This is a genomic window from Streptomyces sp. NBC_00829, from assembly GCF_045161795.1.
Taxonomy (GTDB): Bacteria; Actinomycetota; Actinomycetes; order Streptomycetales; family Streptomycetaceae; genus Streptomyces.
Genome location: NZ_CP108867.1, coordinates 4,928,317 through 4,950,136, shown reverse-complemented (window position 1 = coordinate 4,950,136; position 21,820 = coordinate 4,928,317). Strand labels below are relative to the sequence as shown.

At 68.2% G+C, this 21,820-nt stretch carries 20 protein-coding genes and 1 pseudogene; 8 read left to right on the top strand and 13 right to left on the bottom strand.

Annotated elements, in window-relative coordinates; genetic code table 11:
- Positions 1-23: 23 nt before the first annotated feature.
- Complete coding sequence (locus OG293_RS21815) at positions 24-1,769, top strand: LCP family protein (protein WP_406000463.1); 1,746 nt, start codon at positions 24-26, stop codon at positions 1,767-1,769.
- 65 nt (positions 1,770-1,834) lie between these two features.
- On the opposite strand, the gene OG293_RS21810 is transcribed toward OG293_RS21815, so the two are convergent.
- Positions 1,835-2,851, bottom strand: a complete 1,017-nt coding sequence (locus tag OG293_RS21810) for a glycosyltransferase family 2 protein (protein ID WP_406000462.1) — start codon at positions 2,849-2,851, stop codon at positions 1,835-1,837.
- A gap of 209 nt (positions 2,852-3,060) precedes the next feature.
- Between OG293_RS21810 and OG293_RS21805 the strand changes: the two genes are divergently transcribed.
- Positions 3,061-4,425, top strand: coding sequence for an LCP family protein (locus tag OG293_RS21805; protein ID WP_406003674.1), 1,365 nt, complete (start codon positions 3,061-3,063; stop codon positions 4,423-4,425).
- Between the two features lie 147 nt (positions 4,426-4,572).
- On the opposite strand, the gene OG293_RS21800 is transcribed toward OG293_RS21805, so the two are convergent.
- A complete protein-coding gene (locus OG293_RS21800; RefSeq protein ID WP_406000461.1) occupies positions 4,573-5,121 on the bottom strand; it encodes an acyl-CoA thioesterase in 549 nt (182 codons plus the stop codon).
- A gap of 117 nt (positions 5,122-5,238) precedes the next feature.
- Between OG293_RS21800 and OG293_RS21795 the strand changes: the two genes are divergently transcribed.
- Complete coding sequence (locus tag OG293_RS21795; RefSeq protein ID WP_406000460.1) at positions 5,239-6,513, top strand: LCP family protein; 1,275 nt, start codon at positions 5,239-5,241, stop codon at positions 6,511-6,513.
- A 372-nt stretch (positions 6,514-6,885) separates the two neighbouring features.
- Here OG293_RS21795 and OG293_RS21790 read toward each other — a convergent pair whose 3' ends face one another.
- Positions 6,886-8,061 (bottom strand): acyl-CoA dehydrogenase, encoded by a 1,176-nt coding sequence (locus tag OG293_RS21790; RefSeq protein ID WP_406000459.1) that lies wholly within the window; start codon positions 8,059-8,061, stop codon positions 6,886-6,888.
- A 158-nt stretch (positions 8,062-8,219) separates the two neighbouring features.
- On the opposite strand from OG293_RS21790, the gene OG293_RS21785 reads away from it, so the two are divergent.
- Positions 8,220-9,563, top strand: a complete 1,344-nt coding sequence (locus OG293_RS21785; protein WP_406000458.1) for a UDP-glucose dehydrogenase family protein — start codon at positions 8,220-8,222, stop codon at positions 9,561-9,563.
- A gap of 92 nt (positions 9,564-9,655) precedes the next feature.
- Here OG293_RS21785 and OG293_RS21780 read toward each other — a convergent pair whose 3' ends face one another.
- Positions 9,656-10,174: a CGNR zinc finger domain-containing protein gene (locus OG293_RS21780; protein ID WP_406000457.1), complete on the bottom strand. Its 519-nt coding sequence runs from the start codon at positions 10,172-10,174 to the stop codon at positions 9,656-9,658.
- Positions 10,175-10,261: 87 nt separating this feature from the next.
- Here OG293_RS21780 and OG293_RS21775 point away from each other — a divergent pair.
- Positions 10,262-10,591, top strand: a pseudogene (locus OG293_RS21775) (VOC family protein); the annotation flags it as partial.
- Positions 10,592-10,769: 178 nt separating this feature from the next.
- Here OG293_RS21775 and OG293_RS21770 read toward each other — a convergent pair.
- The 5 genes from OG293_RS21770 to OG293_RS21750 form a co-directional block, all read right to left on the bottom strand.
- Positions 10,770-11,576 (bottom strand): STM4013/SEN3800 family hydrolase, encoded by an 807-nt coding sequence (locus OG293_RS21770; RefSeq protein WP_406000456.1) that lies wholly within the window; start codon positions 11,574-11,576, stop codon positions 10,770-10,772.
- Positions 11,577-11,622: 46 nt separating this feature from the next.
- A complete protein-coding gene (locus OG293_RS21765; protein WP_406000455.1) occupies positions 11,623-12,372 on the bottom strand; it encodes an NDP-sugar synthase in 750 nt (249 codons plus the stop codon).
- 192 nt (positions 12,373-12,564) lie between these two features.
- Positions 12,565-13,386: an aminoglycoside phosphotransferase gene (locus OG293_RS21760; RefSeq protein WP_406000454.1), complete on the bottom strand. Its 822-nt coding sequence runs from the start codon at positions 13,384-13,386 to the stop codon at positions 12,565-12,567.
- 535 nt (positions 13,387-13,921) lie between these two features.
- Positions 13,922-14,119, bottom strand: coding sequence for a hypothetical protein (locus OG293_RS21755; protein ID WP_406000453.1), 198 nt, complete (start codon positions 14,117-14,119; stop codon positions 13,922-13,924).
- Complete coding sequence (locus OG293_RS21750) at positions 14,116-14,412, bottom strand: hypothetical protein (protein ID WP_406000452.1); 297 nt, start codon at positions 14,410-14,412, stop codon at positions 14,116-14,118. The genes OG293_RS21755 and OG293_RS21750 overlap by 4 nt, the downstream gene beginning before the upstream one ends.
- Positions 14,413-14,628: 216 nt before the next feature.
- On the opposite strand from OG293_RS21750, the gene OG293_RS21745 reads away from it, so the two are divergent.
- Both OG293_RS21745 and OG293_RS21740 read left to right on the top strand, forming a co-directional pair.
- On the top strand, positions 14,629-15,465 hold the full coding sequence (locus OG293_RS21745; RefSeq protein WP_406000451.1) for a Scr1 family TA system antitoxin-like transcriptional regulator: 837 nt from the start codon (positions 14,629-14,631) through the stop codon (positions 15,463-15,465).
- A complete protein-coding gene (locus tag OG293_RS21740) occupies positions 15,462-15,677 on the top strand; it encodes a DUF397 domain-containing protein (RefSeq protein WP_406000450.1) in 216 nt (71 codons plus the stop codon). The genes OG293_RS21745 and OG293_RS21740 overlap by 4 nt, the downstream gene beginning before the upstream one ends.
- A gap of 883 nt (positions 15,678-16,560) precedes the next feature.
- On the opposite strand, the gene OG293_RS21735 is transcribed toward OG293_RS21740, so the two are convergent.
- Genes OG293_RS21735 through OG293_RS21725 form a run of 3 tightly spaced genes read right to left on the bottom strand, consistent with a single transcriptional unit; the run spans position 16,561 to position 19,387 of the window.
- Positions 16,561-17,745 (bottom strand): dipeptidase, encoded by a 1,185-nt coding sequence (locus OG293_RS21735; RefSeq protein ID WP_406000449.1) that lies wholly within the window; start codon positions 17,743-17,745, stop codon positions 16,561-16,563.
- A gap of 5 nt (positions 17,746-17,750) precedes the next feature.
- Entirely contained in the window at positions 17,751-18,272 is a 522-nt protein-coding gene (gene purE, locus OG293_RS21730) for a 5-(carboxyamino)imidazole ribonucleotide mutase (RefSeq protein ID WP_406000448.1), read from the bottom strand.
- On the bottom strand, positions 18,269-19,387 hold the full coding sequence (locus OG293_RS21725; protein WP_406003673.1) for a 5-(carboxyamino)imidazole ribonucleotide synthase: 1,119 nt from the start codon (positions 19,385-19,387) through the stop codon (positions 18,269-18,271). The genes purE and OG293_RS21725 overlap by 4 nt, the downstream gene beginning before the upstream one ends.
- Positions 19,388-19,580: 193 nt before the next feature.
- Between OG293_RS21725 and OG293_RS21720 the strand changes: the two genes are divergently transcribed.
- A complete protein-coding gene (locus OG293_RS21720) occupies positions 19,581-20,090 on the top strand; it encodes a GtrA family protein (protein WP_406000447.1) in 510 nt (169 codons plus the stop codon).
- A 114-nt stretch (positions 20,091-20,204) separates the two neighbouring features.
- Here the strand turns inward: OG293_RS21720 and OG293_RS21715 are convergent, their stop codons facing one another.
- The gene (locus OG293_RS21715; RefSeq protein WP_406000446.1) at positions 20,205-21,470 is read right to left on the bottom strand and encodes an ATP-binding protein; all 1,266 of its coding nucleotides are present in this window, start codon (positions 21,468-21,470) and stop codon (positions 20,205-20,207) included.
- Between the last annotated feature and the right edge of the window lie 350 nt (positions 21,471-21,820).

Here is a 21,820-nt window from a genome sequence, read left to right as displayed (position 1 = left end):
CCGAACGACAGGGGGGACCCGGGGTGGGACAGAAGAGCGTGCGGGGGGAGAGGGCGCCGGACCGCGCCCAGGGGGCGCGTGACCTGGGCTGGGACGACAGTCTGTACGGGGAGCAGGGCGAGGGGGCGGGCAGCGGCCGCAGACCACGGGTCGGCCGTCAGGGCGGGCCCGAGGACCGCGAAGGGTATGAGTCCGAGGCCGCCACGACGGACGAGGACCCGGGCGACGACTCCGGGCCCGGTCACCGGCGCGGCGGGCCGAGACGGCACGGAAAAGCTGGCAAACGGCGCGTACTGCGCTGGGTCGCGTCCGTGCTGTCGCTGCTGATACTCGGCACGGCCGGCGCCGGATACCTCTATTACGAGCACCTCAACAGCAAGCTCAAGAAGGACGATCTGAACCTCGGCGACGAGATGCGCAAGCATGAGGCCAACGCCGCCGGTCAGACTCCACTGAACATCCTGCTCATCGGCTCGGACGCCCGGGACTCCAAGGCGAACCAGGAGCTCGGCGGCGCCAGGGACACCTTCGGCGCACCGCCGCTGGCGGATGTACAGATGCTGCTGCACGTCTCGGCGGACCGCAGCAACATCTCGGTGATCAGCATGCCGCGCGACACCGTGCTGAAGATACCCACGTGCAAGGACTCCTCCGGCAAGTCGTTCGCGGCGACCGGCCTGACGCTGACCAATGAGTCGCTCGGACGTGGCGGGCCCGGCTGCACGGTGGCCACCTGGTACAACCTCACCGGCATCACCATCGACCACTTCATGATGATCGACTTCGCGGGTGTGGTCTCCATGGCCGACGCCATCGGCGGCGTACCGGTCTGTGTCACGAAGAACGTCTACTCGCGCGACAGGAAGGGCCACGGTTCCGGGCTGAAGCTCCCGGCGGGAACGCACCCCGTCAAGGGCGAGCAGGCCCTGCAGTGGCTGCGGACGCGGTACGGCTTCGAGGACGGCACCGACCTCGCCCGCACCCACGCCCAGCACATGTACATGAACTCGATGGTCCGTGAGCTGCGCAGGAACACCAAGCTCACCGACCCGGGCAAGCTCCGCAGCCTCGCCGAGGCCGCCATCGGCGCCCTCACCGTCGACAAGGGCATCGGCTCGGTCAAGGAGCTGTACGACCTCGGCGAGGAGCTCAAGAGCGTCCCGACCGACCGGATCACCATGACGACGATGCCCAACGTGTACTCCCAGAAGGCCGGCTTCAGCGGCAAGGTCGAGCCCAAGGCGGGCGACGCCGAGCAATTGTTCCGGATGGTCCGCGATGACATCCCGCTGGACGGCAAGGCGCCCAGGAAGAAGCCGGCCACCACCGCGCCCGCCGTGTCCAAGGACCCGGCGGCGGCGCCCGGCGAGATCGCGGTGACGGTGCAGAACGGCACCGGCGGCGCCGGGCGAGCGCCCGCCAAGCGCCGGGCGACCGCCGTCGCGGGGCTCCTGTCCGCCAAGGGCTTCTCCCGGGCGCGGGCCGATTCGACGGTCAATCCGCAGGAGAAGACGGTCATCCGGTTCTCCAACGCCGAACTGGAGGGCGACGCACAGGCCGTCGCCAAGTCGCTGGGGATTCCGCTGACTTCGGTGAAGAAGTCGACCGACGTCACGGGCATCACACTGATCGTCGGCGCGGACTGGCGGCAGGGCGACACCCTCCCGAAGGCGGCTCCGCAGGACAACAAGACACCGACGTCGGCGCGGGCGCTCAACGGGAGCGACGACACCGCGTGCATGGAGGTACAGCCCGGCTTCACCTGGTAGTTCCGCCATCCGTACGAGGGAGCCCCGGGCGCATTCGCCCGGGGCTCCTCGTATGCGTACGGACGTCAGGCGGACGCGGTCTTCACGGCCGGCCGACGGCTGGCGATGACCTTCTTCGCCAGCGCGCGCGGGCTGGTCAGGAAGCCGTACCCCCACGACATGTGCATGGTGACCATCGCGACCGGGATCTGCAGGCGCGCCTTGAGCGGCAGGCCCTTGCCCGCGGGCAGGGAACCGGCGGTGACGGCGGCCAGATAGCCCGCCGGGACGACGAAGCCGAGGGGGGTGAGCACCGCGCCGACCACGACGCCCGCGGCGATCGCGCAGACGGCGGCCGGCGGTGCGAGGTAGCGCAGGTTGATGGAGCCCTGGTGGTAGCGGGCGACGACGTGCCGCCAACGGCCGTAGTCCTTGTACTGCTTGGCGAGCGCCCGGACGGAGGGCCGCGGACGGTACTGGACCTTGAGCTCCGGCGAGAACCAGATCAGGCCGCCCGCCTCGCGGATGCGGAAGTTCAGCTCCCAGTCCTGGGCGCGGATGAACTCCTCGTTGTAGCCGCGCTGCTGCTCCAGCGCCTCGCGTCGGAACACACCCAGGTACACGGTTTCGGCCGGGCCCGCGGTGCCGCCGGTGTGGAAGGCGGCGTTGCCGACGCCGATCTTCGAGGTCATGGCGGCGGCGACGGCGTGCTCCCAGTCGTTCTCGCCCTCGGCGTGCATGATGCCGCCGACGTTCTGCGCGCCGGTCTCCTCCAGCAGGCGGACCGCGGTCGCGATGTAGTTCGCCGACAGCATGCCGTGCCCGTCGACGCGTACCACGATCGGGTGACTGGATGCCTTGATGGCAGCGTTCAGCGCGGCCGGGGTGCGGCCGGTGGGGTTGGGGACGGTGTGGACCCGGGGGTCCTCCCGCACGAGTTCGGCGGCGATCTCGTCGGTCCGGTCCGTGGAGGGGCCGAGCGCGATCACCACCTCCATCTCGCCACCGTATTCCTGCTCGAGGATGTGGCGGACCGAGTTGCGCAGATGCCGCTCCTCGTTGAGGACAGGCATGATCACGGAGACTGGGGGCATGGCGTTCATCGGTCGCCACGTTACCGCGAACGGGGGACACGGACGCGCGGCGGGCGGGGCGGTGCCCCGGGGCGCAGATCGTACGGGCCTACGGTGTGCGGGATTCCCCCTGTCACTCGCGGAGGTGTCCCCCCATGCCCACGCCGCCCCGCTCCCGCCGTCCCCTGCCGAACGCCCCGCGCCGGAACAGCCGGCCCGTCGAGCGACCGCGCTGGGGCATGCGGGTGGCGACCACGCTCTCGGTGCTGGTACTCGGGGCGGGCGGCATCGGGCACGCGGTGGTGACCAGCCTGGACACCGGCATCGGCCGGGTGGATCCCTTCAAGGACATGAAGAACCGGCCCGTGTCCGGGCACGGCATGAACCTTCTGCTCGTCGGAACGGACGGCCGTAACAAGATCACCAAGCGGGAGAAGGAGAAGTACCGGCTCGGTGGCGCGCCCTGTCACTGCACCGACACGATCATGCTGGTGCACATTTCGCGGGACCGGGAGCGCGCGAGTGTGGTGAGCCTGCCGCGCGACAGTTACGCGGAGATCCCCGAGCACACCGACGGGACCACCGGCAAACACCATCGTGCGCATGCGGTGAAGCTGAACGCGGCGTACGCGGAGGGTGGCCCGAGCCTGACCGTGCGGACTGTCGAGCACATGACCAAGGTCAAGATCGACCACTATCTGGAGGTCGACTTCACGAGCTTCATGAAGACCGTGGACGCGCTCGGCGGGGTGGAGATCTGCACGGCCCGCCCGATGAAGGACTCGTACACCGGCCTGGATCTGGGCGTGGGCACCCACGAGCTGGACGGCGGGCAGTCGCTCCAGTACGTGCGCTCACGCCATGTCGACGGGGCGGCCGACCTGGGCCGGATGCAGCGCCAGCAGCGTTTTCTCGCGGCACTCATCAAGCGGGCGACGGGCAGCGGGGTGCTGCTGAACCCGGTGATGCTGCGCGAGGTGAGCTCGACGGTGCTCAGCTCCGTACGGGCCGACGAGGGCTTCGGAACGCAGGAGCTGCTCGCCCTCAGCAAGGCGATGAAGGGCTTCACGGCGGCCTCCTCGGAGTTCACGTCGGTGCCGGTCGGGAACCCCAGCCTCCCGGTGGCGGGCATCGGTTCCACGGTGCAGTGGGACGAGGCGAAGGCGTCGAAGCTCTTCCGGATGGTCCGCGAGGACAGGCCGCTGGCGCCTGTCCGGCCGAAGCGGGCCCCGGCCACGACGGTGGAGGTGTCGCCGCAGCAGATCCGGGTGCAGGTCTACAACGGGACGCGCACCGACGGTCTGGGCCGCAGGGTCGACGCGGCGCTGCGGGCCACCGGCTTCAACACGACCCGCGGGCCGCTGAGCGCCGGCGGCCCTGAGGTCCGGCGCACCCTGGTGACGTACGACCCGCGCTGGGACCGCTCGGCGAAGTCGCTGGCGGCGGCGCTGCCGGGGTGCGAGCTGCGGGCGGTGAAGGGACAGGGGCCGACGATGAGGGTGACGGCGGGGACGGACTACCGGCGGGTGACGGCGGTGCGGGCACAGGACAGCAACCAGGGCGAGTTCGGCGCGGTGAAGGGTGATCAGGTGGTGTGCCCGTAACGCCTGACACCGGGCCGCGGCCCTCTTGCACCCGAGCCCGGGTGCCCCCGCCCTCAGTCCTCGATGCCCTCAGTCCCGGCGCCCTCAGTCCTCGATGCCGTCAGTCCCGGCGCGCTCAGTCCTCGATGCCGTCAGTCCCGGGGGCCCTCAGTCCTCGATGCCCTCCGCCGCGCGCTTCTCCCGCAGCTCCTTGATCGCGCGCCGCCGCGCCAGCCGGTGCGTACGCCGGATCTGCGCCTCCTGGTAGCGCCGCTGGTCCCGCTCCGTCTCGGGGATCACCGGCGGTACGCGGCGGGGCTTGCCGTCCCCGTCGACCGCCGCGAAGACGAGATACGCGCTGCCGACCTGCGTGGCGGGCGTCGACTCGTTCCAGCGCTCGGCCAGTACCCGGACGCCGACCTCCATGGAGGACCGTCCCGTCCAGTTCACCTGGGCCTTCACATGCACCAGGTCTCCGACCCTGACCGGCTCCAGGAAAACCATCTCGTCCATGGAGGCGGTGACCGCCGGCCCACCGGAGTGGCGGCCCGCGACCGCTCCCGCGGCGTCGTCCACCAGTTTCATGATCACGCCACCGTGCACCGTGCCGAGGAGATTGGTGTCACTGCCGGTCATGATGTGACTGAGGGTGGTACGGGACGCCGCGGTGGACTTACCCGGAATCTCGGACTCCGGATGCTGGGCCTGAACTGTCATGCCGTCCACCTTATGCGGGGCATACCGGACCGATGCATTGCATCAGCTTCGCAACAGCCCCGGTCCTATTTCCCACCCGCCCTGTATGCAACGGCGGCGCCCCTGCACACTGTCGGCATGAACGATTGGCCCGATGGATGGTCCGACGACCGCGGCAACGGCAACGGCAACGGAGCCGGCTACGGCGGCGCAGGCTCGCAGCCCGACGGCGCCCGCGTGATGCGCCATGTCCAGCGCCCGGCGCCTCCGCAGCACAGCGGGGTCCCGCCGCAGCAGTCGCGTGGGTACGACGCCGGCTACGACCAGCAGGCGTACGACAGCGGCTACAACACGGGCCAGGTCTACGGAGGCGACGGCGGCGGCAACGGCGCTCCGCCGCACGGCGGCGGCGCGCCCCGTGGCGGTGCGGCTCCGGACTGGCGCCGCCGACTGAAGATAGGTTCGCTGGTGCTGGTCGTGGCGCTGCTCGCCGTGACGATCGGCACATATTTCTGGGCCGATTCCAAGCTCAAGCGCGAGGTCGACCTTTCCAAGGTCATCGAGCGCCCGGGTGCGGGCGAGGGCACCAACTATCTGATCGTCGGTTCCGACAGCCGTGAGGGCTTGTCGGCCGACGAGAAGAAGAAGCTCCACACGGGTTCGGCCGAGGGCAAGCGGACCGACTCGATGATGATCCTGCACGACGGCAGCAACGGCCCGACCCTGATCTCGCTGCCGCGCGACTCCGACGTCGAGATCCCCTCGTTCAAGGGCTCGGAATCCGGCAAGCTCTTCCCGGCCAAGGGCCGCCGCACCAAGCTGAACGCTGCGTACGCCGAGGACGGCCCGGAACTGCTGGTCCGTACGGTCGAGCACAACACCGGCCTGAAGATCGACCACTACGTCGAGATCGGCTTCGCGGGCTTCGCGAACATCGTGGACTCGATCGGCGGTGTCGAGATCGACATCCCGAAGGCCTTCAAGGACAAGAACTCCGGCGCGGACTTCAAGGCCGGCAAGCAGACCCTGGACGGCGAGCAGTCGCTGGCGTTCGTGCGGACGCGGTACGCGTTCGCGGGCAGCGACCTGGACCGTACGAAGAACCAGCAGAAGTTCCTCGCGGCCCTGGCCAGCCAGACGGCGACGCCGAGCACGATCCTCAACCCGTTCAAGCTCTATCCGACGATGGGCGCGGGCCTGGACACGCTGATCGTGGACAAGGACATGAGCCTGTGGTCGCTGGGCCAGATGTTCTTCGCGATGAAGGGCGTCACGGGCGGCGAGGGCACATCGATGAACATGCCGATCTCGGGCAGCCGGGGCGGGAACCTGGTCTGGGACAAGGCCAAGGTGAAGCAGCTGGTGGACCAGCTGAAGAACGACGAGAAGGTCACGGTCACCTCGGACCGCTGACTCCCGTGCAGGTGCCGCTGAAACGGCCGGCCCGCCCTGTGCACGAGGGGCGCTCAGGGTCCGGATCTCGCGGGTGAACATCGGCAGCGCGGACAGGACGATGCCCGCGCTGCCGACCACCACGGCTCCGGTGCCCGGCCCGCCGACCTGTGCGGCGGTCGACGATCCTGCAAAGCGCGGTTGGCCGCGGCGAGTTCGGCTTCTGCGTCCAGGTCCGGCGCGTACGCGAGCCCGGGATGCCGAAGATGACGCTCGCCACGCCGACGACGAGGGCGACAGCCACCGGCGAAGCCCGCGACGGGCGCAATCACGGGCGAACAGAATCGACAGAGGCACCCCGTAGGGTGCCTCTGTGTGTGAACTGCGCTGCGGTTACGGCAGGTTCCTTGCCATCACGATCCGCTGGACCTGATTCGTGCCTTCATAAATCTGCGTGATCTTGGCGTCGCGCATCATGCGCTCCACCGGGTAGTCACGGGTGTAGCCGTAGCCGCCGAGCAGCTGGACCGCGTCCGTGGTGACCTCCATCGCGACGTCGGATGCGAAGCACTTCGCCGCCGCGCCGAAGAAGGTCAGGTCGCCGTCGACGCGCTCGGACTTGGCCGCCGCCGCGTAGGTGAGCTGACGCGCGGCCTCCAGCTTCATCGCCATGTCGGCGAGCATGAACTGGATGCCCTGGAAGTCGGCGATCGGCTTGCCGAACTGCTTGCGCTCCTGGACGTAGCCCTTGGCGTAGTCCAGCGCGCCCTGGGCGATGCCGAGGGCCTGGGCCGCGATCGTGATGCGGGTGTGGTCCAGGGTCTTCATCGCGGTGGCGAAGCCCGTGCCCTCCTCGCCGATCATGCGGTCCGCGGGGATGCGGACGTTGTCGAGGTAGACCTCGCGGGTCGGGGAGCCCTTGATGCCGAGCTTTTTCTCCGGGGCGCCGAAGGAGACGCCCTCGTCGCCCTTCTCGACGACGAACGCCGAGATGCCCTTGGAACGCTTCTCGGGGTCGGTGACGGCCATCACCGTGTAGAACTCCGACTCACCGGCGTTGGTGATCCAGCGCTTCACACCGTTCAGCACCCAGAAGTCGCCGTCGCGTACGGCCTTCGTCTTCATGCCCGCCGCGTCCGAGCCCGCGTCCGGCTCGGAGAGGCAGTACGAGAACATGCCCTCGCCCTTGGCCAGCGGGCCGAGGTACTTCTTCTTCAAGTCTTCCGAGCCGGAGAGAATCACCGGGAGCGAGCCCAGTTTGTTCACCGCCGGGATCAGGGAGGAGGAGGCGCAGACCCGCGCGACCTCTTCGATGACGATCACAGTGGCCAGCGCGTCCGCGCCGGCGCCGCCGTATTCCTCGGGGACGTGGACGGCATGCAGGTCGGCGGAGACCAGCGCGTCCAGGGCCTCACGCGGGAAACGGGCCTGCTCGTCGACCTCGGAGGCGAACGGCGCGATCTTCGCCTCGGCGAGCGAGCGGATCGCGTCTCGGAGCATGTCGTGCTCTTCGGACGGGCGGTACAGGTCAAATGCCGAGTTACCGGTCGATCCGGCCAAGGTTCTCACTCCCCAAGGGAACGCTAACTACCGTTAAGTAACCTAATTTTAAAGGGCCCGCCGCCCTGAGGCATACGTGACCTTGGCGACAGCGCGAAACCTGCCCTGGTGAAGGCCCGGTTATGCTCGGGCTCGCAGTACGAGCCCGCTATTCGATGGAGCACCGCATGGCCCTCAAGATCACCGTGATCGGCACCGGATATCTCGGCGCCACCCACGCCGCGGCCATGGCAGAGCTGGGGTTCGAGGTGCTCGGGCTGGATGTCGTGCCCGAGAAGATCGAGATGCTCTCGGCCGGCCGGGTCCCGATGTACGAGCCCGGACTCGAAGAGCTCCTCGCCCGGCACGTCGCGGGGATCGAGGGGTCGAGCGGGCGGCTGCGCTTCACGACCTCCTGGGAGGAGATCGGGGAGTTCGGCGACATCCACTTCGTCTGTGTGAACACACCGCAGAAGCACGGCGAGTACGCCTGTGACATGTCGTACGTCGACCGCGCCTTCGCCTCGCTCGCACCGCAGCTGAAGCGGCCGGTGCTGGTCGTCGGCAAGTCCACCGTGCCGGTGGGCAGCGCGGCCCGGCTCGCGGGAGTCCTCGCCGAGCTGTCCCCGGTCGGCGCGGAAGCGGAGCTGGCATGGAACCCGGAGTTCCTGCGCGAGGGATTCGCCGTCAAGGACACCCTGCACCCCGACCGGATCGTCGTCGGCGTGGAGAGCGAGCGCGCGGAGAAGCTGTTGCGCGAGGTCTACTCGACGCCCGTCGCCGAAGGGTCACCGTTCGTGGTGACGGATTTCCCGACCGCCGAACTGGTGAAGACCTCCGCGAACTCCTTCCTCGCGACGAAGATCTCCTTCATCAACGCCATGGCGGAGGTGTGCGAGGCGGCCGACGGAGACGTCGTGAAGCTCGCGGAGGCGATCGGCCACGACGAGCGCATCGGGCCGAAGTTCCTGCGGGCCGGGATCGGCTTCGGCGGCGGCTGTCTGCCGAAGGACATCCGCGCCTTCATGGCGCGCGCCGGTGAGCTGGGCGCGGACCAGGCGCTGACGTTCCTGCGGGAGGTCGACTCGATCAACATGCGACGGCGCGGGCACATGGTGGAGCTGGCGCGGGAGGCGGTCGGCGGTGGCTCCTTCCTCGGCAAGCGGGTGGCCGTGCTCGGCGCGACGTTCAAGCCGGACTCCGACGACGTACGGGACTCCCCCGCGCTGAACGTCGCGGGCCAGATCCATCTCCAGGGCGGCCAGGTCACGGTCTACGACCCCAAGGGCATGAAGAACGCGCGACGGCTCTTCCCCACCCTTGGGTACGGGAAGTCGGTGCTGGAGACGGTGCGTGGCGCGGACGTGGTGCTGCACCTGACGGAGTGGCGCGAGTTCCGCGAGCTGGACCCGGCGGAGCTGGGCGCGGTCACGGCGAGCCGGCACATCCTGGACGGCCGGAACGCGCTGGACCCCTCGAAGTGGCGCGAGGCCGGCTGGACCTACCGCGCGATGGGCCGCCCGCGGGCCTGAGTACGCTCCGCGCCGCTCACCAGCGGCTTCGGCAGAGGGGGCCCGGCCGACGGCTTCCTGCGCGCGGCCGACGCCGTGAGGCGCGCGCGGCCTCAGTCCGTCGCCGGCGCGCGCCGCGCCCTGTACGTGCGCATCTTCGCGCGGGCGCCGCACACCGACATCGAGCACCAGCGGCGGCGGCCGGCAGGGCTGCGGTCGTAGTACGCCCACCGGCAGTCCTCGGCCTCGCACGCCTTCAGACGCGGCCACGTCCCGTCCGCGGCCGACGACGCCAGGGCCTCGGCGATACGGGAGACGAGCGTCGCCGGAGCCGTGGGGCGCAGCGCCGCCGTGCCGTCCTCGGCGACCGTGACGTACAGCGGGGCCGCCGCGAGCAGGCGGTCCAGTTCGGCGGGCGAGCGGCCCCCGGCCCGGTGGCCGGCGTGGGCGAGACAGGCCGCACGGAGCGCCTCGCGGAGTTCACGGGCGTCCGGCACCTCCCCCTCGGTCAGACCGAAGGCGGCGCGGCCCTCGGCCGTGTCGAGGGAGTCCGTGCCGGTCTCGACGTCGAGCGTGTTCACCAGGGCCTCGACCAGCGCGAGACCGCCGGGTGCGGATGCCCTCTCATTCATGGTTGCGACGTTACCTCCGATACGGGAGCATGAAGTAACCGTTACTGGTTGAGCCGTTTCAACGGTAACTCTCTCAAGGAGGCAACCATGGCCATCGCAACGCTGGGGACCGTCGTCCTGGACTGTCCGGACCCCGTGGCACTCGGTCGTTTCTACGCGGAGCTGCTCGGCGGTCGGACCGAGAGCGACGGCGACGGCTGGGTCTCCCTGACCGGCGCGGCGGGCACCGGGTTGGCCTTCCAGGCGGCGCCCGGCTTCGTACCGCCGAAGTGGCCCGCACCGGACGCCTCGCAGCAGTTCCATCTGGACCTGACCGTGAGCGACCTCGACGCGGCGGAGAAGGACGTGCTGGCGCTCGGTGCGAGGGCGCTGGACGCGGACGACCGTGCGCGGTCGTGGAGGGTCTACGCGGACCCGAACGCTCTTGACTTACCGTGGCTGATGGGCTGGTGTTCGTCGTACCGCAGCGAGGGACGTACGTTGCCGAGTCCGTCGAGCCGGTCCGCAAGGACGAGCACCAGCACGACTAACGCGAGCCCCGCCCATGCGCCACGGGGGCAGCACACGGACGGGGCCGTTTCGGGGGATCGGACGGCTACCCAGCAGCGGGCATGACCGATTCCGAGTAGGGGACGCTCCACACGGACGGATGGGCAATTCCGTGACCGTGGTGGCCGTCTTCGCCGAACGCTTCCCCGTGATCGGCGCACATGAGCACGAGCCACGGACCGAGATCCGGCATGGTCGCGAAGAGTCGGCCGAGCTCGGAATCCGCGTAGGCCAGGGCGGCGCACTGGCTCTCCCACGAATCCGCCGTCTCCCCCGGCAGGTACACATGGTGGGGGGTGTGCGTCGCCGAGACGTTCAGGAAGAGGAACAGCGGTTGCCCGGAGGGCTGTTCGTTGAGCACGGTCAGGGCGATGTCCACCTGATGCCCGGTGGACTGGGAATCGTCGGTGCCCGTCTGGGGGCTCCAGTGGCTCTCCTGGAACAGTCCGGGCAGGACTCGGCCCAGCTTCGTTTGGTTGGAGAAAAAGCCGACGCCGCCGATGCACACGGTGCGGTACCCCAAGCCGGACAGGCCCGTGACGATGTCGGGCGCGTCAAATACGAAGGTGCGGTCTTTGATTGTGGTCCCGCGCATCGCATGGCAGGCAAGCAACCTACCCGGACGCTCCGGGCCGGAAGGGACCGGCAGGAAGCCGGAGAAGAACGCCGTATGCGCGGGAAGCGTGAAAGACCCTTGTGTACGGCGTTCTTCCCATAACCCGTCAGGAAGCACGCTTTCCAGATTGGGAGTTCGGCCACCATGCGTTGTTGCCCGCGCTACGTCGTAGCGCAATGAGTCGAAGGTGATGAACAGAAAGTTATGGCTTCCGATTACCTCGTTCGCGTTGATCACGGTTTTCGTGTCCCTTCGACTCCATGGGCCGACGGTGGCCCACGGCTCAGATGTTGGGGTCTGTCGTCTGGAACTCCGGGGCCAGCACTCCTCCGGTATTCCGGACTTCCTTGGACGCTTCCATTACGTCCTTCACGGTGTCGATCCCGCGCCAGTAGCCGGACAGCCGGTAGCCGATTAGGCGACTTTCCTTAGCGAGCTGGGGAAAGGTGCTGTCTTCGTGGTCTCCCTTGTCGGGGAGCATGGTGACTACTTCGGGGTTAAATACGTAGATTCCCGCGTTGATCCAGTAGGGCAGTTCCGGTGACTGGACGAAGCCCCGGATGCGGTCTCCGTCGCCCAGGTCGGCCACGCCCCAGTTCGACCGGTACGGAGAGAGTGCAACCGTGACGGCCCCGTTGTGCTGGTTGTGGTAGGCGGAAAGGTCCGCCAATGAGAAGGTGCTGATTACGTCGCCGTTGAGCACGAAGAACGGCGCGTCAGGGTCGGCCAGCCGACGCGCGGCGAACTTCAATCCGCCACCACGGCCCAATGGCTCATTCTCGATGGCGTACCTGATTTCGACGCCGAAGCGCGAGCCGTCGCCCGCGTAATCCGAAATCATCTCGTGCTTGTACCCGCCGCTGATCACTACGGATTTCACGCCATGCTCAGCGATCCACGCCAGTTGATAGCCGACGATGGGGGCCCCGGCTACCGGGACCATGGCTTTGGGTGCGTCGTCTGTGTACGGCCGCATACGGGTCGCCTGGCCACCCGCGAGGATAAGAGCCTGTGTCACCTGGGTTGCCGACATGTCGTGTGCTCCTTTGGGCTCCAACAGGCACCCCTATGACACCTGGTGAGGGAATCCTCTCAGCGTTCGCTCTCCAAGAGGCGGAGCCCCGCCCATCTGCTATGGGGAACGAAAGGCGGACGGGGTGACGTGAGGACCGGTCACGGGGTGCGTGGCCGTCTACGGAGGGGAGCTGGACGCCTGCTGGGTGCCTCATGCCGGGAAGCCGAGCAAGTGCCGGAATCGGGCGTTGCTAGGCTCTGCACCCTTCTCGCCAACGGTTGCCGTCCAGTGTCGGCAAGTGGCGTTCACGAAGACTTCAACGGCCTTCGGGTCGGCTTGCCGCCAACTGGCGAATCCGCCCAGCCATCCCAGCGCGTCAGAAGGTGTCTGCCCGCATTCCATCAATCGCACAGCCGTATACGCCGGGTCAACCCACGCGGGGCCAATTGCGGGCATGGCCCAGTCCACAACGTAAGCATCTCCGCAGTCGTCCCCAATCATGATGTTGTGCGGGTTGGCGTCGGTGTGTAGCAAGTTCGTTCCCTTGAGCGCTGCCGCCTCGCCAGGGTTCAGAAATTTCGCGAACCGCTCAGCGAGTTGAGGGGCAGTGAACGTGAAGCGCCCGAACGGCAACGGCTCATTGAAGATGAGCTGTTGCATCCTCCCCATGGTGAAGGCGACTGCTGCCAGGTCCTCCGTACCGGGGCTCAGGTCCGCGTGTCGGCCGTCAACGTAGATGAACGCCAGGCAGAACCAGCCGCCCACCTCGAAGCGGTAGAGAATGGTGGGGCTGATACCGGCGACCGTTTCATTGATCTGTTCCTCGCAACGCAAACCGACCATTCCGGCAGCGTCGGACGTGCGAACGCCCTTGAGGAAAAGCGGGCCACTGGTCCGGGTGTGCACTACCAGCGCCACCGAACAGTTCAGCCCCTCGGCCACGTTCTCCGACGTGATCACGGGGCCGGTACGTGCTTCGACCGCATTGCGAAGTTCGGACGGCAGTTCTTCCCACTGGACGCGCTCGCTCATGTGCTCCTCAATCGCTAGTAGGGAGGGAACCGGCCGACCGGCCCCCTCCCCGTTCATTGGTTACTGCGTCGCACCACACTTCACGCAGCGCTGCTTACCGCTCCATTGCGCCCACTGGTGGTCACACTCGCTCAGAATCCACGGCTTCATAACCGGTGTCCTTTCGCTTTGGTGTCACGGCACTTGCTTACCCGCCTCGGCAACTCGACCTTTCCAGCATTGACCTACCAAGGCGGGACTGAGCCCCACCCCTGCCAGGATTCCGAATTGAGTAAGGGGGGCCTCGAATTCAGTACGTCCGGCAGGGATGGGAGTTCGGGGGTTGTGCACGGCCCTAACCCGAATGGCCGCCATGGGTGTTGGGCCTACTGAAATGTCAGCACTGAGCCGAGTACGAAACCGACTGAGACACTGATCATCACAATGAGCAGTACGCCGCTGAATTCGGCTAAGCGCTTCATCTTTTGTCCTTCGGGGTTCGGTGCTTGTTGTTGTCGGCCCATGCGCGCAGCTCGGCGGGTGCGTCCCGCTCGGCTTACGTCACTGGTTGAAGCGCGAGGGGCGGAACCCACTCGGCGTACGGATCGGGGTCCAGCGCTCCCGCGAATCGGAGCGCTTGCCCGCGGAGCCATCGGAGCGCGAGCCGGCGGGACGGAGCAACGCACTCGACGAGATGGGCGGTCGCCACAGCATCGCCCTCGTACACCTCGGCGACGTACTCAACATCGGTCATGCGGCACGCTCGCCGTTGTCGGTGCGGACCAGGTTCCGAAGTTGATCGGCTGCCGCTTCAATCTGTCGTAGGTCGGCCGTGCGCTCTCCCTCACATTGGACAATCGCAGCGTCCAGCCCCGCGAGGAACAGCGCGCGGTACTCGGGGTCCGATTCGATGCGCTGCAGGTCGGCGAACGGCTCGTCACTCTCGGGGTGCGGGGTGAGTGCCCACATGATCCGGGCGAAGTGCCGCCGTAAGTGCACTTCCGCGGCCCCTGCCGCGAGGACGAGCCGGACCGCTAGGAACTTCACGACTGCCGCCAGCGCTCGTCAGCTTGGTGCCGCTTGGCGCTCGCACGCTCGGCGGGGGCCGAGACGTGTGGTGGTTCCTGTCCGTTCGGGAGAACGCAATTTCCAAGCACCGCTGCTCCTCTCCGTAGCGCTTCCACTACCAAGGCAGTTCAGCGTGACCTACAGTCGGGAACCCTTCAACCTGTCAGGATCGGACGAAAGGTTGGTGAACGCGTCTTGAACCGTAAAGAGCTGAACCCGGACAGCTCACCTCAGGCAGCCTTCGGAGCACGCTTACGCACCTCACGCGAAGCACGCGGCTGGAAACAAGAGGATCTCGCCGAACAGATGGGATATTCCAGCACGCATATTTCCGCGGTTGAAACTGGCCGCAAGATGCCAACTCTTCGTTTTTCGCGCAGTGCTGACGTTGTGTTTGGTACTGGAGAGACCGCAGACACGTTCGAGCGTCAGTGGCGCGAGATCCGGCACGGCAGCCTGCTGGAGGGGTTCCCGGAGTACGTGGGGCATGAGGGCCGTGCCGTGGAGATCCGACTGTACGAAATCGGGATCATCCCAGGATTGTTGCAGACAGAGGAGTACGCACGGGTGTTAGCGAGCAGCGCCGTACGGCGGGGTTCCATCACACCCGACCAGGCCGATGCGCGCGTCTCCTTCTTGGCGGATCGGCAAGCGGCCCTCGCGCGGTCCCGGCCTCCGATGATGCTCGTAGTGATGGACGAAAGCTGCGTTCGTCGACAGGTCGGCGGCCCTGACGTGATGGGCGCCCAACTGGAACGTCTTGTTGAGTACGCCGAGCATCCCAACATCGTGGTACAGGTTGCGCCGTTCGAGATGGGCGAGCGTCGACCGTTTGACCTGCCGGTCAACCTCCTGACGCTGCCGGATCGGTCCGTGGTCGCCTACGCCGAGTCTCAGGCGCAGGGACACCTAGACCGCGAAAGCACGACGGTACTTCCCATGCTGACCGCCTACCATCAGCTACAGGCCGAAGCCCTCTCCCAGGTGGCATCCGTGGCCATGATCAATCAGGTACGAAAGGGCACCCCGTGACGACCACGACTGACTCTCCCCGCTGGTTCAAGTCCTCATACAGCAATAACGGCGGCAACTGCATCGAGGTCGCCACAAACCTCGTCGCCTCGCGCGGCGTGGTCCCTGTCCGTGACTCCAAGCGCCCGAGCGGTCCGGTTCTGGGCTTCCCCGCTGGCTCGTTCGCAACTTTCGTGGCGGGCGTCAAGGCTGGAGAGTTCGGCACTGTCTGACCCTTGGCCACCCCGCGCCAGTTCACAGCGGCCCCACTGTGCTAGGGCATGGTGGGGCTTCTCTCTGCACTCAGTAGACCAACGGCGAAAGCCCCGCCGCACCCCCCGCGAAGGAAGTACGGCGGGGCTCCGCGCGTCTCGGGCAACCCGCCCGTAGCCGGTCACCGCGATCGGCCCGAAACCAAGCTCAGTCGGCGGGTCCAGCTCGGGCGTGCGGTCGGTGAGGTAGACCCTCTAAGCCTGGTCACCGCGGGCTGTCGGTGAACGCATCCTCGGGGTCTTCACGGCCGATGACGAAGTGACGGGCGGTCATGCCGCCACCAACGCCGTGTCCCAGTGAGTCCAGTGCTCGGCCGCCGGGACGAGCCGACCGGTCTCGGAAGAACGGCCCCACTCAACATGCCCAACGAGTCCGCCGTGAGCGATGGAATGCGCCACCATCCGAAACCGGGTTACCTCAGCGGACATCAGGCGCGCCGCCATTGCGGAGTATGTGAACAGAGCCCGGACCAACTGACTCTCTGCCCGAATGCATTCGGGGGTGTCCGGGTATTCCGGTCCGGCCGTTCGCCACCCCCAGCGACCGGGCCCAGTACGTACATAGATCTCTATGCGAAGAGTTACTGTTGGTGCTCCTTCGAACAATGAAAACCCCCCGAAAATGGATGAGGCCAGACGACGAGTTCGGCTCCGGACTCGTCGCCCAGCCTCTCCTATTGAACTAGGTAACTGCCATCATGCCTGTTGTTGTGACTCGCTCTGCCTCATCCCCAGTTGGGATCAGGCGCAGGAGCCGGCGCAACACCCCAATTGGGGTCTTGGTGTGCTGCTGCGGCCGACGGGGGGTACGGGGACGCCTCCCCGTACCCCCCGTCGGCCGCGCTCAGCCGTCGAGCTGCTCGATCGTCGCGTTGGACGGACCGCGCTCGGCGCTCAGGCCGCGGGAGACGTCCTCCGCGGCGCGCAGCGTGCGCACCGCGTTCTCCCAGGTGAGCTTCGCGAGGTCGGATCCGGACCAGCCGCGGCCGAGCAGCTCCGCGATCAGGTTCGGATAGCCCGCGACATCATCGAGCCCCTCCGGCGTGAAGGCCGTCCCGTCGAAGTCGCCACCGATGCCGATGTGGTCGATGCCTGCCACCTCGCGCATGTGGTCGAGATGGTCGGCGACCGTCGCGACCGTCGCCACCGGACGGGGGTTCGCCGCCTCGAACTCCTGGTGAATCTTCATCGCCGTCGGCGTCGTGTCCAGGTGGTGCAGCCCGTGCGCCTGCATGTTCTCGTCCGCCGCCCGGGTCCATACGACGGCCGCGGGCAGGACGAACTTCGGCACGAACGTGGCCATCGCGACGCCGCCGTTGGCCGGCAGCAGAGCGAGCACGTCGTCGGGCACATTGCGCGGGTGGTCGCAGATCGCCCGCGCCGAGGAGTGCGAGAAGACGACCGGCGCGACCGAGGTGGCGAGCGCGTCATGCATCGTCGACGCGGCGACGTGCGAGAGGTCGACGAGCATGCCGATACGGTTCATCTCCCGGACGACCTCACGGCCGAAGGCGGAGAGGCCGCCCACGACCTCCTCGTCCGTGGCCGAGTCCGCCCACGCGACGTTGTCGTTGTGGGTGAGGGTCATGTACCGCACGCCCAGTGCGTACAGCGCCCGCAAGGTGGCCAGCGAGTTGTTGATGGAGTGGCCGCCCTCGGCGCCCATCAGCGAGGCGATACGGCCCTCCCCACGCGCCTTCTCCATGTCGTCGGCCGTCAGCGCGACGGCCAGGTCCGCGGGGTAGCGCTCCAGCAGCTGGCGCACCCCGTCGATCTGTTCCAGGGTCGCGCTGACCGCGTCGTCGCCGGCCATGCCAGCCCGCACGTACACGGACCAGAACTGTGCGCCGACCCTGCCGCTGCGCAGCCGCGGGATGTCGGTGTGCAGCTGGCCCCGCTGGTCGTGAGCGATGTCGAGGCGGTCCAGGTCGTAGCGGACGCGCTCGCGCAGCGCCCAGGGCAGATCGTTGTGGCCGTCGACGACCGGGTGGGAGGCGAGAAGCTCGTGCGCCTGGCTGAGGAAGTCCATGCCTCTTACTTCCCGAAGCCGAACGACTCCGCACCTGCGACCTTGGCCCGGAGCCGCTTGCCCTTGTCCGTTGCCTGGTCGTTCAGCTCCTGCTGGAACTCCCGCATACGGACGAGGAGTTCAGCGTCCTGCGTGGCCAGGATGCGGGCGGCGAGCAGGCCGGCGTTGCGGGCGCCGCCGACCGAGACGGTCGCGACGGGCACACCCGCGGGCATCTGCACGATCGACAGCAGCGAGTCCATGCCGTCGAGGTACTTCAGCGGCACGGGGACGCCGATCACCGGGAGCGGGGTGACGGAGGCGAGCATGCCCGGAAGGTGGGCGGCTCCCCCGGCGCCCGCGATGATCGCCTTGAGGCCGCGGTCGGCGGCCCCCTCGCCGTACGCGATCATTTCGCGCGGCATCCGGTGCGCGGAGACGACATCGACCTCGTACGGGATCTCGAACTCGTCCAGGGCCTGAGCGGCGGCCTCCATGACGGGCCAGTCGGAGTCGGACCCCATGACAATGCCAACGACAGGGCTCATTCGGTGATCGTTCCTCTGAGGTAGCCGGCTGCGTGACGGGCGCGCTCCAGCACGTCGTCGAGATCGTCGCCGTAGGTGTTGACGTGACCCACCTTGCGGCCGGGCTTGACGTCCTTGCCATACATATGGATCTTGAGCTGCGGGTCGCGGGCCATGCAGTGCAGATAGGCCGCGTACATGTCGGGGAAGTCCCCGCCGAGGACGTTCGCCATGACGGTCCACTTCGCGCGCGGCCTCGGGTCCCCGAGGGGGAGATCGAGCACCGCGCGCACATGGTTCGCGAACTGCGAGGTGATCGCGCCGTCCTGGGTCCAGTGGCCGGAGTTGTGCGGGCGCATGGCCAGCTCGTTGACGAGGATGCGGCCGTCGGCCGTCTCGAACAGCTCGACCGCGAGATGGCCCACCACGCCGAGCTGCTTGGCGATCCGCAGGGCCAGCTCCTGGGCCTGGCCGGCCAGCTCGCCGTCCAGCTCCGGCGCGGGCGCGATCACCGTGTCGCAGACGCCGTCGACCTGCCGGGACTCCACGACGGGGTAGGCAACGGCCTGGCCGTGCGGGGAACGGACGATGTTCGCCGCAAGCTCGCGGGTGAAGTCGACCTTCTCCTCGGCGAGGACGGGGACGCCCGCCTTGAAGGGGGCCTCGGCATCGGCCTGCGTACGCACGAACCAGACGCCCTTGCCGTCGTAGCCGCCGCGCACGGTCTTGAGGATGACGGGGAAGCCGTCTCCCTCCTCCGCGAACGCCGTCACATCGGCGGGGTCCGTGACGATGCGGTGGCGCGGGCAGGGCGCGCCGAGCTCGTCGAGCTTCGCGCGCATCACGCCCTTGTCCTGCGCGTGGACCAGGGCGTCGGGCCCCGGGCGGACGGGGATGCCGTCCGCCTCCAGCGCCCGCAGGTGCTCGATCGGGACATGCTCATGATCGAACGTGAGCACGTCGCACCCCCGCGCGAACTCACGCAGCGTGTCCAGGTCGCGGTAGTCGCCGATGACGACATCGCCGACCGCCTGGGCCGCGGAGTCCTGCGGGGTGTCACTGAGAAGCTTGAATCTGATGCCGAGGGGGATGCCCGCCTCGTGGGTCATACGGGCGAGCTGACCGCCGCCGACCATGCCGACTACCGGGAACGTCACCCTCCTAGGGTATCCGCCGCCCCGGAGCCCTCCGCCGCCCGCGGGGGGCTGGGCGCCGTCGACCGTGTCACAGCCTCGCCACACCATTGCCACCGTCCACAGGCAACTCCGGGGGTGGATGGTTAGCATGACTAGGTTGACGCTGCCGAAACGATGGGGCTGAACTCTCACTATGAGTGAACGAGGCGGGGCGCTGCGCGGGCAGCTCGACCAGCTCCTGCGCGAAGTCGCCAAGTTCGGTGCGGTGGGCGGGGCAGGCCTGCTCGTCAACCTCGTGGTCTTCAATGTCGTGCGGCACACGACCGAGATCCCCGTGGTGCGGGCCTCGATCCTGGCCACGGTCGTGGCGATCGCCTTCAACTACGTGGGCTTTCGGTACTTCACCTACCGCGACCGCGACAAGAGCGGCCGTACGAAGGAGCTCACGCTCTTTCTGCTGTTCAGCGTGGTCGGCCTGGTGATCGAGAACGGGATTCTGTACGCGGCGACATACGGCTTCGGCTGGGACAGCCCGCTGCAGAGCAACATCTTCAAGTTCCTCGGCATCGCCATCGCGACGCTGTTCCGCTTCTGGTCGTACCGCACCTGGGTCTTCCGGGCACTGCCGGCGCGCGAGGCCGTGGAGACAGCTGAATCGTTCCTGGGGCAGCGGCGGGCGGCGCCGGACCGGGTCGGGCGCTGAGCCCCTCTTTCGGCCCAGTGCCGGTCGGCGGATTTGCCCTCGTGGCGCTGAGCGCCTGTGGCCCGGTGATACACGCCTGTGGGCCGGTGGCGCCGGGCCCTCGCCCCGAGGCCGCTAGCGGACCGTGGGCGGGTCGTCCTTGCGGCTGCGGGCCACGCGGCTGAGGAACAGCGCGAAGACCGGTGGATGCTGCTGGAGCAGTTCCAGCCGGCCGCCGTCCGCCTCCGCCAGGTCCCGGGCCACGGCCAGGCCGATGCCCGTCGAGTTACGGCCGCTGATGGTCCGCTCGAAGATCCGCGCGCCGAGATCGGCCGGGACGCCCGGTCCCTCGTCGGTCACCTCCACCACGGCCTGGTTGCCGGTGACCCGGGTCCGCACGGCGACGGTTCCGCCGCCGTGCATCAGCGAATTCTCGATCAGCGCGGCGAGCACCTGGGCGACGGCACCCGGCGTACCGACCGCCCGCATGCCCTGCCTGCCCGAGCAGACGATGGCGCGGCCCGCGCTGCGGTAGGCGGGGCGCCACTCCTCCAGCTGCTGCTTGACGACCTCGTCGAGGTCGAAGACGACGGCGGAGCCGGTGCGGGGGTCCCGGGAGTTCGTCAGGAGTCGCTCCACGACGTCGGTGAGCCGCTCCACCTGGGCGAGCGCGATACTCGCCTCCTCCTTGACCGTGTCCGGGTCGTCGGTGAGGGTGATCTCCTCCAGCCGCATGGACAGCGCGGTCAGCGGTGTACGGAGCTGGTGCGAGGCATCCGCGGCGAGCCTGCGTTCCGCGGTGAGCATGCGGGCGATGCGCTCGGCACTGGCGTCAAGGACATCGGCGACCCGGTCGAGCTCGGGGACGCCGTAGCGCTTGTGGCGGGGGCGCGGATCGCCGGAGCCGAGGCGCTCGGCGGTCTCGGCGAGGTCCGTGAGGGGCGAGCCGAGACGGTTGGCCTGGCGCACGGCGAGGAGAACGGCGGCGATGACGGCGAGCAGGGCGACCCCGCCGATGATCAGCAGGGTCCGGCCGACTTCGCGGGTCACGGCGGACCGTGATTCCTCGACGGTGACGCTCTCGCCCCGCTCGCCGTCCGCGACACCGCGGATGACGCTGCCGTCGGGACGCTTGCCGATCTCGATGGGATCGCGGCCGGGAATGTCGATGAGGGCGTACCGCTTGGCACCGCTCTGCTCGGCCAGGATGTCGGGATTGACGGGCTCACCACCGATGAGCCGGCTGTCGACGATGCTGACGAGGCGGAGGGCCTCGGAGTCGACGCTCTCCTGGGCGCTGCTGGAGATGGTGCGGGTCTCGACGAGGACGAGGGAGACGCCGAAGACGGCGATGACGACGAGGACGACGGCGAGGGTGGAGTTGATCAGTCGTCGACGCATGTGCGCTCCGGGGGTGCGGGGTGCGGGTCTTGGGGTACGTTGCGCGGCCCGGCCGTGGGGTACGGACCCGCCGGGCTCGGGGGTGCCCGGTGCCTGGGGTGCGGGTTCCTGGCCCCCTCCGGGTCGACTCCTCGGTGTCGGCGGCAACCTGGCCGACCGGATCGGTCACCCGGTGTCCGCCGCCGATCGCCTGCGGGGACGACCCTGCACGGACCCTCCCCAGCATGACGGCCCCGGGGCGGGTGCCTCGGGGCGCCAAGGGACCACCGCCCCGCCACGGTAACCGCGAACGCGAGAAAGGTCCCGAATGGACCCGTCCCGGACGGAACGGGTCCGGGCGGCCCCGTACG

Excerpts from the sequence above, each read along its gene's own strand:
- OG293_RS21810 (WP_406000462.1), bottom strand. The coding sequence starts at position 2,851 with ATGAACGCCATGCCCCCAGTCTCCGTGATCATGCCTGTCCTCAACGAG.
- OG293_RS21805 (WP_406003674.1), top strand. The coding sequence starts at position 3,061 with ATGCGGGTGGCGACCACGCTCTCGGTGCTGGTACTCGGGGCGGGCGGC.
- OG293_RS21800 (WP_406000461.1), bottom strand. The coding sequence starts at position 5,121 with ATGACAGTTCAGGCCCAGCATCCGGAGTCCGAGATTCCGGGTAAGTCC.
- OG293_RS21795 (WP_406000460.1), top strand. The coding sequence starts at position 5,239 with ATGAACGATTGGCCCGATGGATGGTCCGACGACCGCGGCAACGGCAAC.
- OG293_RS21785 (WP_406000458.1), top strand. The coding sequence starts at position 8,220 with ATGGCCCTCAAGATCACCGTGATCGGCACCGGATATCTCGGCGCCACC.
- OG293_RS21780 (WP_406000457.1), bottom strand. The coding sequence starts at position 10,174 with ATGAATGAGAGGGCATCCGCACCCGGCGGTCTCGCGCTGGTCGAGGCC.
- OG293_RS21765 (WP_406000455.1), bottom strand. The coding sequence starts at position 12,372 with ATGTCGGCAACCCAGGTGACACAGGCTCTTATCCTCGCGGGTGGCCAG.
- OG293_RS21760 (WP_406000454.1), bottom strand. The coding sequence starts at position 13,386 with ATGAGCGAGCGCGTCCAGTGGGAAGAACTGCCGTCCGAACTTCGCAAT.
- OG293_RS21755 (WP_406000453.1), bottom strand. The coding sequence starts at position 14,119 with ATGACCGATGTTGAGTACGTCGCCGAGGTGTACGAGGGCGATGCTGTG.
- OG293_RS21735 (WP_406000449.1), bottom strand. The coding sequence starts at position 17,745 with ATGGACTTCCTCAGCCAGGCGCACGAGCTTCTCGCCTCCCACCCGGTC.
- purE (WP_406000448.1), bottom strand. The coding sequence starts at position 18,272 with ATGAGCCCTGTCGTTGGCATTGTCATGGGGTCCGACTCCGACTGGCCC.
- OG293_RS21725 (WP_406003673.1), bottom strand. The coding sequence starts at position 19,387 with ATGGTCGGCGGCGGTCAGCTCGCCCGTATGACCCACGAGGCGGGCATC.
- OG293_RS21720 (WP_406000447.1), top strand. The coding sequence starts at position 19,581 with ATGAGTGAACGAGGCGGGGCGCTGCGCGGGCAGCTCGACCAGCTCCTG.
- OG293_RS21715 (WP_406000446.1), bottom strand. The coding sequence starts at position 21,470 with ATGCGTCGACGACTGATCAACTCCACCCTCGCCGTCGTCCTCGTCGTC.